Genomic DNA, 10,952 nt, shown 5'->3' on the forward strand with positions numbered 1-10,952 from the left:
TTTCAAGGGGTTACCTTTGACCGTAAAGCGCGCCGATCACCAGATACAGGATCAATGCGGCCCCAAGGCATAATCCCATCGGAAAATCTTTTTTCCGCTTCCAGCTTTCCCAATTTGGGGTGGCGCGTTGCACGGCGGGAATGGCCCGTGCGGTGCGGTGCAGGGCGAACCCCACGATCAGCGTTGCGGCAAACAACATGCAAAACATTGTCACATCCTGAAGCGCAATAAAGGGGGCCATGACGGCGGCAAATTTGGCGTCCCCCGCCCCAAGCGCCCCGGCGAGGTTCAACACAAACCCAATGACCAAAACCACGACAAGGTGTAAAAACCGCCATGGATAATCGGCCAAGGGCAGGGCGACCAAACCGATCACGGCAAACACCACAAACAGCGCCACCACAGCTTTGTTCGGGATCTTCATCCGCGCCATATCGTTCAGGGCCACCCAGACGCCGATCGGGGCGGCAAAGGGAAGAAACCACAGGGCGGAAGCGGCGGTTTGGACCGTCAACATATCAGCCATTTGCAACGTTGTTCTCTAAGGCGGCGAGGGCGCGCACGGCGGCCTCGAAATGCTGCGGATGGGTGTCGATGGCTTCTTGCAACAGGCCTTTGCCCATGGTCACGTCCCCCTGTTTGATCGCCGAAAGCGCAAGCGTGTGCAGAAGCTGCGCCCGTTCAACCTGGGTCATTTTCACGATGGGAAGGTCATATTTGCGCTGTGCGCCGCGGGCCAACACAAGGTTGTTTTTGGCGGTGAACATGTTGGGGTCATAGGTCAGCGCATCGGAAAACAGCCGTTCAGCCCCTTTGTAATCTGCGCGGGTCAGTTTGGAATAGCCCCAGTTGTTCAACACGCTAGATGGTTTGGTCGAAAGCCCGACGGCGGTTTCATAAAAACTGTCGGCCTTTTTCCACTCTTTCTTGCTGTCGGCCACCATCGCTTCCAAACGGTAACGTTTATAGGTCTCGTGGGTGGGGGGAACTTTGTTCAGTTCAATCTCGGCTTGTCCCCAGTCACCTGCGCGGATCATCGCATCGGCAAGGCCCACGCGGTCTTCGGCGGTGGCACCGGGCAGGGCGACCACTTTTTTCCAGACGGTCACAGCCTGAGTGGGTTGTTTGGCGCGCACCAAGGATTTGGCCAAGCCACGTTGCAGATCAATGCGGTCTGGTTGGGTTTTCACGGCGCGATTGAAATAGGTGACCGCCTCATTGGGATCACCGATGGTCAACATGATGTCGTTAAGATTGCTTTCATCAACGACATTCAGGTCTGCCAGGGCGCGTTCAACATCTTCAGGCCCATTGTTGGGCTTTTGACAGGCGGACAAGGCCAAGGCACTGCCCAGACACAAGGTGACAAGGATTGACTGGCGCATGTGGTGCGTCCTCTACTGCTCGTTTGCCGCGCTTGGCCCTTGTGGGCTCTAGAGTGTCGAGAGGAGCAGGTAATCCCCACTTCCCCGTCGCATCAGCGCGAATTCATTTTCATCCACGGTATCATAATCGGCGTTTTCTTGTCTGGCGAGGGCCAAGCGCAAATTCTCGCGAATGTCGGCAGATTGGCCACTATCCAACCCGTAGGCAATACGGAACACGCGGGCCGCTTCGCCAATGTCGCCTCTTTCCATCAGCACAACGCCAAGATTGTTCCACGCTGGGACAAAACGCTCGTCTTTTTCAACAGCTTGACGAAGCTGTCTTTCCGCCTGACCCAAACGACCAAGTTGCAAGTTTGCCGATCCAATCGCCGAAAGCACATCGACCGTGATGCCATGATCGGCGGCAGATCGCAGATAAGCCTTGAGGGCCAGTTCATATTCCCCCGCCTGCATCAACCGATGGCCAACAATTAGCCCGTCCACTGACGCCGCCCCGCGGGTTGATCCGGCAGGGGCATAGGGGCTGTCTGGTTTTTGGGTCGGGGCTGTGCCCAATCCGCGGCTGCCCCCTGAATTGCCAAGACCCTGACACCCGGCCACTGAAATCATCAGCGCGGACATCAGGGTGATCTTTACGGCAAGAGTGCAAATTCTCGGCACCCGTCACTCCTTTTTATCCCGTGCAGGGATCAGAAGCTGACCTGCGAGAGGGTTTGTGCGATGTTGTAAACCGATGGCCCCAGCAAAATGATCAAGAGCGGCGGAACTGTTAGCATCATTGTGGCAAGTGTCATCTTGGTGGGCAAGGTGTTTGCCTTTTCTTCGGCGCGCATCACACGTTTATCCCGCATTTCGGCAGAGAAGACACGCAAGGCTTCGGCAATGGACGTCCCGAAGGTCGCCGATTGAATGAGCACGGTGACAAAACTGGACACATCCATGACGCCGGCCCGTTCAGACATATCACGCAACACTTGCACGCGGTCTTTCCCGGCTTTCATTTCCTGGCTGACAATATCGAACTCATCGGCCAAAGCAGGGAAACCTGCGCGGATTTCGGCGGCGACGCGAATGATGGATTGGTCAAGCGATTGACCCGCTTCGACACAGACCAGCATCATATCCAGCGCGTCGGGAAAACCATTGATGATCTCTTCTTTACGCTCTTCCACACGCCGTGTGACCCAGTATTTTGGCAGCATATAGCCCGCGATGCCCGGCCCAAGGATCCACATCATCTTGTTCGTTGCGGTCATGGGAACGTCAGGGTTTTGCGATTTGATAAAGACCAGAATGGCGCCCACGATCAGCAGGCCAATCCCCAGCGCAAATTGCGCAAAGTGAAAGGTCCGGACGGCGTTTTTGCCCACATACCCGGCCTGCAGCAACTTGAGCTGAATGGCGGAATATTCCTCATCATCTTGTGGTTCGAGGAAGGCTGCGTATTTCTCAAGCTTGTCATTGCCACCCCCCACACGCAGCGCTTGTTTTTCGTCGCTTGTGGCGTTGTTTTTGCGCGCATCGCGCAATTTGTCCAACGGATCGGTTTCTTTTTTGAACAATACCGGCAGGGTGATCAGCATCAGCAAAAAGCCAAGCCCCCCCACGGCCATCAGCGGCCCCATTGGGCCAAGCTTGTCAATCACCATCTGATTAAGCGTTTCAATCATGTTCTTACACCTTGATGTTCACAAGCATCTTCATGACAAAGACGTTGGCGACCAGAAATCCTGCGACAACCAGACAAGCAGGGATGAAATATGCGGTTTCTTTTACGTCGTCATAATAATGCGGTTGGATCACGTTGATCATGACAAGCGCCAGAAGCGGGAAGCCGGATAGGAACATGCCGGACCATTTGCTTTCCGCGGTGATCGCTTTTACGCGGCGGAAAAGTTTGAACCGCGAGCGGATCACTTTGGCCAAACCATCAAGGATTTCCGCCAGGTTACCGCCGGATTGCTGTTGAATGGTCACGGCGACCGCCAAAAAGCGCAGATCCTGCATTTCAAGGCGTTCGGCCATGGCTTTCAGGCTGTCGCCAATGTCACGGCCATAGGCGGCCTCATCGGCGATCATGCCCATTTCTGTGCCCAAGGGGTCAGGCACTTCTTTCGAAACAATGTGAATGGCCGAGGTGAATGGGTGGCCCACGCGCAGGGACCGCACCATCAATTCCACCGCATCGGGCAGTTGTTCTTCCATCATCGCCATGCGTTTCTTGGCTTTGCTGTCGACCCACATGTAAACGCCGCCGATCCCCATTGCCAACGAGACCGCAATGCGCACCGGTGCCGCAGCCGAGGTGCCAACTGTGATGCCCACATAAGCCATCGCTGACAGCCCGGCCATCACCATCAAAAGCTGTGCAGGGCTAAAGGCAATTGCGGCTTTTTGTGCTTTGATCGCCAGCAAGGAATAGAGCGGAAAGCCCTTGGCCTTCATATGCTGGCTCATCTCTTTGCGCAGCTGCTCCAGCACCTCTTCGCGGCGCGCGCCCTTGTCCAACAGATCAAGGCGGCGGTTCACGCGGCTGTTCAGGCTGATCGATTTGCCGAAAACGGCCAAATAGATGCTTTCGACCAGCAAGAGAACCGCACCGAAAATCAGGCCGTAAATGAGAAGTTCTGGCGAAATGGACATATCGGTTACCTGTCTACAATCGGTTCAAATAAAGTGGCGGGAAGGTCGTAGCCCCATTGGCGGAAACGATCCGAATAATGCGACCGCACGCCGGTTGCGTTGAAACGACCAATGATTTTGCCGTCAGGCTCTAGGCCAAGACGTTCGTACCGGAACACTTCCTGCATCGAGATGACTTCGCCCTCCATGCCGGTGATTTCGGTGATCGATACCATGCGGCGCGACCCATCCTGCAGACGCGAGGCCTGGACAATCAGGTTCACAGCCGAGGCGATTTGCGAGCGCACCGCCTTAAGCGGCATCTCGATCCCGGCCATTGCGACCATGTTTTCCAGACGTGACACCCCATCACGGGCCGAGTTGGCGTGGATGGTGGTCATTGATCCATCGTGGCCGGTGTTCATGGCCTGCAACATGTCGATCACTTCTTCACCACGGGTTTCCCCCACGATGATCCGGTCTGGACGCATCCGCAGGGCGTTTTTCAAACAGTCCCGCTGGCTGACGGCCCCTTTGCCTTCGACGTTGGCAGGGCGGCTTTCCATCCGGCCCACATGGGTCTGTTGGAGCTGAAGTTCGGCGGTGTCTTCGATGGTCAGAATACGTTCTGCGTCATCAATAAAGGACGACAGCGCGTTCAGCGTGGTGGTTTTACCCGACCCGGTCCCGCCTGACACAATGATGTTCAACCGACACGCCACGGCCGCCTGAATATAAGCGGCCATCTCTTCCGAGAACGCGCCGAAATTCACCAGCTCTTCAATGCCCAGCTTGTCTTTTTTGAATTTCCGAATGGACACAAGCGATCCGTCCACCGCAATCGGTGGCACCATCGCGTTGAACCGCGACCCATCGGCCAGACGCGCATCCACATGCGGGTTGCTTTCATCCACACGTCGCCCAACGGCCGATACGATCTTATCAATGATCCGCATCAGGTGGCGTTCGTCCTTGAACGTAATATCCGTCAGTTGCAGTTTGCCGTCCCGTTCCACAAAGATCTGTTGCGGGCCGTTCACCAAAATATCGTTGACGGTTTCGTCTTTCAAAAGGGTCTCAAGCGGACCCAGGCCGGTCACCTCGTCGTAAAGCTCCTGGTTCAGGCTCAGCCGTTCGTCACGGTTTAAAACAACGCCTTTTGTGGTCAAAAATTCCGAGGTGATGTCGGTGATTTCCGCGCGCAAATCCTTTTCTGACGCCTGTTCAAGGGCGGACAGGTTGAGGTTGTCCAACAGCTCTTTGTGGAGCTCGACCTTAATGTCCGACAGGCGCTCTTTGCGTTTGCGTTCCCGGTCCAAAGGGGCGGCGCGTGCGGGTGTTTTCTCGGGTGCGGCGCGACGGGTCACTTTTTCCGCGCTCTTTGCCACAGGTGCTGCCGCGGCTGGGGCCGCATTCGGTTTGCCACCCGCCACAGCCTGTAAATTGGGTGTGCCATTTGCCCGTGCGGGGCGCTGGCCGGATTTTTTATAACGTGAGAACATAATAGCCTCCGGTTCAGCTCGCCTCAACGGCGGCTTGGTTTACTTCATGCACGGATTTCGCAAGCTTTTGAATCTCTCGGCGCAGCGGGTTTTTCGGCGCTGCTTCGGCCAGAGGAAGACCATGGTCGCCCGCTTGTGTGACAGGCTTTAGCCCATCAGGAAGTTGAATTTCGATCGTAATATCAAGGCTTTCCGCAAGGCGCTTTACGCGGGACTTGCCAGAAAGATCGGTGAATTTCGGTGCGCGGTTCAGCACATGGCGCAGTTTTGACACTGGCAAATCCTCGGATTTCAAGGCTTTGACCATTCGCAGCGCGTTTTGCGCCGAGCGCATGTCCAATTCCAACGTGGTGAAATACAGATGCGCCGCATTCAGCACTGTTTCGGTCCATTGCACCACGGCGGTCGGCATGTCGATGACCACATAATCAAAATGGTTGCGGGCCATTTCCACAATCCGTTCGACATCTTCGCTGGTCAAAATATCCAGCGGAAGCATGTCATTGGGCGCGGTCAGCACCTGAAGGCTGTCGTTAAAGGGAAGCATCGCCTGCATGAAACTGTCGACATCCATCGCTTCGGTGTCGGACAGCAATTCATACACAGCGTCCCGTCGTGGCAGATCAAGGAAGGTTGAAACCGTGCCAAACTGAAGATCAAAATCCAAAAGACACACGCGGGGCGCGCGTTCCTTTTCAACCTTGGTCAATTCCCAGGCCAAGTTCACCGCCAATGTGGTGGACCCGGTGCCGCCGGCCAGACCATGCACGGCGAAAATCACACCTTCGCGGTCGCCCTTTGGTCGGATTGCTGCATTTGCATCTCCGGGGGCGGGCAAACTGGGGGCAGGGGTGCGCAAGCGGTCAATCACGTCATGCAAGGCGCCTTCGGGCAGGGGATAGGGCACAAATTCAGCCGCCCCCATTTTCAAAAGCTGGTGCAGCGCAATGGGACTGACCTCTTCAGCAATGACAACAACCTTAATGCCTTTGTCGACAGCGGTTTTGACCGTCATGGCGACCTTTGCCAGATCTTCTTCGTCGTCGTCATCAATGGCGATGGCAACAAATTCCAAAGTGTCGGCTTCCGGTTGGCCGAAAAAGGCCACGGCATCATCAATCGACAGGTCGCCCCAGGCTTCGCCCAGTTCGGTTTCCATGTCTTCGATCAACAGGTCGAAATTCTGCACGTCCCGAGAAATCGTACAGGCGACGATTGGGGCGGCATCTGGTTGTAACGCAACGCTGCTACTCATTGCTTGTTCCTTCCTTGGTTCGGTCCGTTTGGGGCCTCAGCTTCTTTGTGTGGCTGTTGGCGGTTGGACCACGCGCGATTCGAATTTCAGGCGCGCACTGCTTTGCTTCTTGGTTTTTGTGACAGCCAATCAGGGCAACATTGGGGCCAAAAGATCGTAATTATTCGTCAATTCGACACGATCAAAAGGGCGGACGCTGTGCTGTTTCGATTTCAACAACAGGCTTCAATTGGAATTAAGTCTTTTATCACAAATGGTTAAGGTGATTTTTGTCCTAAAACCGAAAGATAGGGGGGACGAGAGGGCAAAACAAAAAAGGCGCCTCAATGAGACGCCTTTTTGCTTTTCTGTTCAGCGGAGTTATTTCGAAACGCCGCTGTCCACGCCTGCTTCGGTCAGTTCCGGCACCGGAACCGCGCTTGCGACATATTCGCGGAAAATCACCTCTGCGTATTTTCCGTTCATGACGGTCGGGTGACGTTGCACAAAACCAGACACTTCGGTCACTGTGCGACGGTTGCGCATTTCACGACCATTGGTGGCGATCAGCGGTTGGGTTTCGCCCTGGCTGACCACGGCTTCCAGGCGGCGACGATCAATGCCCTGGCTGATCAGATAGTTGACCGCGGCACGGGCCCGGCGCATGCCAAGGCGTTTGTTATATGCGGCGGATCCCACGAGATCGGTGTGACCAAAGACGCGGAAGCGCACTTCTGGGAACTGGCGGATCCACTGGGCTTGCGCGGCCAGCGTGGTGCGGGCCTCGGCGCTGAGAATGGCACTGTTAAACTCGAAATTCACCGTATCGGGCACTTCTTGCGCAAAGCGGTTGGCCAGATCGATCACATAGTTGATCTCGCCGTTTTGAACGCCGGTGTTATGGGTGGTCGCCGAGGTGAAGTAACCCTCGTTGATAAATTCGCCCGCTTCACCGCTCCAGCGGCCTTGGGATTTTTCACCACAACCGGCCAAGATGGCCAGAACCGAGGTGGCGACGAGAAGGGGTTTGATCTTTGCGGTTTTCATGGATCAATCCTCCATCACATAGCCATAGGACCCGGAGAAATCCTGTTTCGCAACTTCGCCAGCCGCGCCTTTGGTGGGGCGGTTCGGGGCGGCGGTATTGCCAAAGAGGAACAGGTCTTTTTCCGACGGTGGTTTGATCCGGTCGGTGGGAAGCGCCAGCGCCTCGCCGCGGGTTGGTGTCACCAGATGGGCGGTCACAATAATCACCAGCTCGGATTGTTTGCGTTCAAATTCTGCTGAACGAAACAGCGAGCCGAGGATCGGAATGTCGCCCAACCATGGCACCTGACCGCTGAGGTCACGAAAGTCATCTTCGATCAGGCCGGCGATGGCAAAGCTTTCGCCATCACGCAGCTCGACCACGGTAGAGGTTTCGCGGCGGCGGAAGGCGTTTACGTTAAAGCCGCCATTGTTATAGCTGACTGTGCTGTCGAGGCCAGAAACGGCCGCCTTGAGGTCAAGATTGATCAGATCGTTGGCCAAAACGCGCGGCGTAAAGGTCATTTCGATACCGAAAGGCTTATAGACAACCGAGATTTTGTTGTCGCCAGAGGACACAGGGATCGGGTATTCGCCACCCGCCAAAAAGCTGGCCTCTTGTCCGGACAATGCGGTCAGGTTCGGTTCGGCCAAGGTGCGCACAACACCTTTGGTCTCAAGGGCTTCCAACAGGACGGCCACTTGGAACGACCCCGCGTTAAAGCCGATGGCCATGCCACCCTCGGTGCCGCTGGATGTGGTGATCGGGTTGCCGATGGCGTTGTCGCCATCCAGCCAGGTTCCGGTTTCCGCGTTAACACCAACGCCCGTACCACCATTGATGGCCAGTGAGCTGGACAGGGCTTTGCGGACAGAGCGTTGCATTTCGGCAAAGCGCACTTTCAGCATCACCTGCTGGGTACCACCAACCGTCATCAGGTTAGACACGCGGTCCGGTGCGTAGCGTTGCGCCAGATCTACGGCGCGGTCCATGCGGCCAATTGCGCTGACCGTGCCGGAGAGGACGATACCGTCATTGGCGGTGCGGACTTCGATCTGTTCGCCGGGCAGGATCTGCCGCAGGCGCTCTTTGAATTCTGCAATGTCCGGGGCGACGCGCACCTCGACATTGGTGATCAGGCGACCATCACCGCCCAACAGGGTCAGTGTTGTGCGTCCGGGTGCTTTGCCCAACACATAGATCGTGCGATCGGAAAGGGTAGAGATGTCGGCGATGCCGGGGTTGGCGATCGAAAGCTCCGCAAAGGGCTCATCGCTTTCCACCACGACCGCGCGGTTCATCGGGACATTCAAGGCCGCCGAGGGCGCACCATTCATGACGCGCAATGTTTCTGCCATTGCCCCTGTTGGAGCGCTTGCCATTCCAATTGCAACCCCGCAAAGGGCCGCTTTCATAAGTCTATCAATTTTCATGTGATCCTGCCTTTCGATCACGCCTCATTTTATTGGGTCTCATTAATACGTGGTTCAAATGCCTGTCTGATCCACATAGTTTGCCCGGTTATTCCGGATCATTTCACCCATTGTGGGCGAGAATGCGCCAGTTTTCGCTTTATTGCAAGAATCAATCACTTGCCCCGCAAAGGTGATGTGGTGAGAGGGCAACAACAACGGGGCCGCGATGGGCCCCGTTGGTTCGGTGTCAACGCGTTTTTGGTTCAAAACGCACCTCTTAGGTGGTTATTGCGTTGGGCATGCCACGGGCACTTCGATGATTTCAGCGCCGCGGCGGGTGCGGATGGTACAGGATTGTTTTTCAACAACCTGTGCTTCGGTCACGCCCAAAAGTTCGCTTTGGCCAATCTCAACCGCGCCGGAAATTGTTTCGTCTTGTACGCCGACCAAAGACAGTGACAGTTTTCCCGTGGTTTGGGCCTGTGCCAAGGCCGCCACCTGGCGCGGGGTGACTTCTACGGTCACAGTGCGTGCGATGGTGGGCGAGGCGCGATTGCTGTCAGAGGTTTGGTCAATCGCGATCAGTTGCACAGAGGTTTCGATCAGCTTGGTGATTTCGCCCTTCTCGCCTGAAGAGGTGGCAGAGCGCCCAGTCCAATAGACGTCAACCCGGTCACCGGGGCGTAGAAAACCGGACACGCCGGAGGACACATCAACCCGGATTGCAAAGGCGCGCATCCCGGCAGACAAACGCGAGCTGACGCCGGCATCCTGACCGGGTTCAGTGACTTTCACCTGCATAATGGCTTCGTTTTTCTCCATCGCGCGGGTGACGGTGCGATAATTGGGGCTGCCGGTTGGAAATAACACGTCGATGTCCTGATAAATCCCGTCGGGCAGGGCGTCCTGGGGCCATTTTACTGCGCGCACATCATCTTTGGTGATCCGCGTGCCATAGGCGAGTTCCTTGGTCGAGACAAAGACCTGAACGGTGGGGACAATGGCCTCAGCCGCGGCGCGTTCCGCCTCTAGCTGGGCTTGGTAAACACCAATATAATCGCGGGCCAGATAAACGGCGAACCCGGCAAGAGCAACGCCCAGGATCAAAACCAATCCAAATACGGTTCGCATACCATTTCCTTTCACTCATATCGCGCCGTGGGGCGCACTTGATCCACTTCGCCTCGAGGATAGAGAGAGATTGGGGCAAATTTGTGGACAGATAATGTATTTTTGAAAGATTATTCGCTAAAAGCTAAACAATTCACAATGTCTTTTTGGTCGTGTTACGGGAAAAGCCGCACCGTTTCCGGCGCGGCTTTCCAATTCAAGAACGCTTGGCTTAGCCGCCGTGGTTCATGATGGTCATTGTGTTCAGCTTCGAAGAGATCTTAGAAGCAAGGCCGGTTGTCCCGCCGGAAACCGATGTCAAAACGGCGATGCCGAGGCCCACGATAGCGGCTGTCAGAACAACCCAGTCTACGGTTACTGCGCCATCTTCGTCTGCGGTGAATTGGTTGATCAGGTTAAAAAGTTTCATAGTTTCAGTCCTTGATAGAGTTGTTCGTCAGATCGTTTGAACGCTTGGCTTAGCCGCCGTGGTTCATGATGGTCATTGTGTTCAGCTTCGAAGAGATCTTTGAAGCAAGGCCGGTTGTCCCGCCGGAAACCGATGTCAAAACGGCGATGCCGAGGCCCACGATAGCGGCTGTCAGAACAACCCAGTCTACGGTTACTGCGCCATCTTCGTCTGCGGTGAATTGG

At 55.7% G+C, this 10,952-nt stretch carries 12 protein-coding genes; all 12 read right to left on the bottom strand.

All coding sequences use genetic code 11. The annotated features are described in order from the left end of the window. Positions 1–10 precede the first annotated feature (10 nt). Positions 11–526, bottom strand: coding sequence for a prepilin peptidase (locus tag KKW20_RS06920; protein WP_214567143.1), 516 nt, complete (start codon positions 524–526; stop codon positions 11–13). Next, complete coding sequence (locus tag KKW20_RS06925) at positions 519–1,385, bottom strand: tetratricopeptide repeat protein (protein WP_214567144.1); 867 nt, start codon at positions 1,383–1,385, stop codon at positions 519–521. Before KKW20_RS06925 ends, KKW20_RS06920 begins: the two co-directional genes overlap by 8 nt. Before the next feature lie 48 nt (positions 1,386–1,433). Continuing rightward, positions 1,434–2,009: a tetratricopeptide repeat protein gene (locus tag KKW20_RS06930; RefSeq protein WP_246534490.1), complete on the bottom strand. Its 576-nt coding sequence runs from the start codon at positions 2,007–2,009 to the stop codon at positions 1,434–1,436. 68 nt (positions 2,010–2,077) lie between these two features. Next, positions 2,078–3,058, bottom strand: coding sequence for a type II secretion system F family protein (locus tag KKW20_RS06935; protein ID WP_214567145.1), 981 nt, complete (start codon positions 3,056–3,058; stop codon positions 2,078–2,080). Positions 3,059–3,062: 4 nt separating this feature from the next. Further along, on the bottom strand, positions 3,063–4,031 hold the full coding sequence (locus tag KKW20_RS06940; protein ID WP_214567146.1) for a type II secretion system F family protein: 969 nt from the start codon (positions 4,029–4,031) through the stop codon (positions 3,063–3,065). 5 nt (positions 4,032–4,036) lie between these two features. Continuing rightward, the gene (locus KKW20_RS06945) at positions 4,037–5,512 is read right to left on the bottom strand and encodes a TadA family conjugal transfer-associated ATPase (protein ID WP_214567147.1); all 1,476 of its coding nucleotides are present in this window, start codon (positions 5,510–5,512) and stop codon (positions 4,037–4,039) included. Positions 5,513–5,525: 13 nt separating this feature from the next. Further along, entirely contained in the window at positions 5,526–6,767 is a 1,242-nt protein-coding gene (locus KKW20_RS06950; protein ID WP_214567148.1) for a CpaE/TadZ family protein, read from the bottom strand. A 360-nt stretch (positions 6,768–7,127) separates the two neighbouring features. Beyond that, complete coding sequence (locus KKW20_RS06955) at positions 7,128–7,793, bottom strand: OmpA family protein (RefSeq protein WP_214567149.1); 666 nt, start codon at positions 7,791–7,793, stop codon at positions 7,128–7,130. 3 nt (positions 7,794–7,796) lie between these two features. Then, entirely contained in the window at positions 7,797–9,206 is a 1,410-nt protein-coding gene (locus tag KKW20_RS06960; RefSeq protein ID WP_214567150.1) for a type II and III secretion system protein family protein, read from the bottom strand. Positions 9,207–9,473: 267 nt separating this feature from the next. Continuing rightward, positions 9,474–10,319, bottom strand: coding sequence for a Flp pilus assembly protein CpaB (cpaB, locus tag KKW20_RS06965; protein WP_214567151.1), 846 nt, complete (start codon positions 10,317–10,319; stop codon positions 9,474–9,476). 211 nt (positions 10,320–10,530) lie between these two features. After that, complete coding sequence (locus KKW20_RS06970; RefSeq protein ID WP_214567152.1) at positions 10,531–10,728, bottom strand: Flp family type IVb pilin; 198 nt, start codon at positions 10,726–10,728, stop codon at positions 10,531–10,533. A 49-nt stretch (positions 10,729–10,777) separates the two neighbouring features. Further along, positions 10,778–10,952, bottom strand: a 175-nt coding sequence (locus tag KKW20_RS16710) for a Flp family type IVb pilin (protein ID WP_425514261.1), incomplete at its 5' end; no start/stop codon positions are given.

This window comes from Aliiroseovarius lamellibrachiae, from assembly GCF_018599245.1.
Classification (GTDB): domain Bacteria; phylum Pseudomonadota; class Alphaproteobacteria; order Rhodobacterales; family Rhodobacteraceae; genus Aliiroseovarius; species Aliiroseovarius lamellibrachiae.

What these genes read in the sequence shown, in the direction of transcription:
- KKW20_RS06920 (WP_214567143.1), bottom strand. Translation starts at nt 526, where the DNA reads ATGGCTGATATGTTGACGGTCCAAACCGCCGCTTCCGCCCTGTGGTTT.
- KKW20_RS06925 (WP_214567144.1), bottom strand. Translation starts at nt 1,385, where the DNA reads ATGCGCCAGTCAATCCTTGTCACCTTGTGTCTGGGCAGTGCCTTGGCC.
- KKW20_RS06930 (WP_246534490.1), bottom strand. Translation starts at nt 2,009, where the DNA reads ATGTCCGCGCTGATGATTTCAGTGGCCGGGTGTCAGGGTCTTGGCAAT.
- KKW20_RS06935 (WP_214567145.1), bottom strand. Translation starts at nt 3,058, where the DNA reads ATGATTGAAACGCTTAATCAGATGGTGATTGACAAGCTTGGCCCAATG.
- KKW20_RS06940 (WP_214567146.1), bottom strand. Translation starts at nt 4,031, where the DNA reads ATGTCCATTTCGCCAGAACTTCTCATTTACGGCCTGATTTTCGGTGCG.
- KKW20_RS06945 (WP_214567147.1), bottom strand. Translation starts at nt 5,512, where the DNA reads ATGTTCTCACGTTATAAAAAATCCGGCCAGCGCCCCGCACGGGCAAAT.
- KKW20_RS06950 (WP_214567148.1), bottom strand. Translation starts at nt 6,767, where the DNA reads ATGAGTAGCAGCGTTGCGTTACAACCAGATGCCGCCCCAATCGTCGCC.
- KKW20_RS06955 (WP_214567149.1), bottom strand. Translation starts at nt 7,793, where the DNA reads ATGAAAACCGCAAAGATCAAACCCCTTCTCGTCGCCACCTCGGTTCTG.
- KKW20_RS06960 (WP_214567150.1), bottom strand. Translation starts at nt 9,206, where the DNA reads ATGAAAATTGATAGACTTATGAAAGCGGCCCTTTGCGGGGTTGCAATT.
- cpaB (WP_214567151.1), bottom strand. Translation starts at nt 10,319, where the DNA reads ATGCGAACCGTATTTGGATTGGTTTTGATCCTGGGCGTTGCTCTTGCC.
- KKW20_RS06970 (WP_214567152.1), bottom strand. Translation starts at nt 10,728, where the DNA reads ATGAAACTTTTTAACCTGATCAACCAATTCACCGCAGACGAAGATGGC.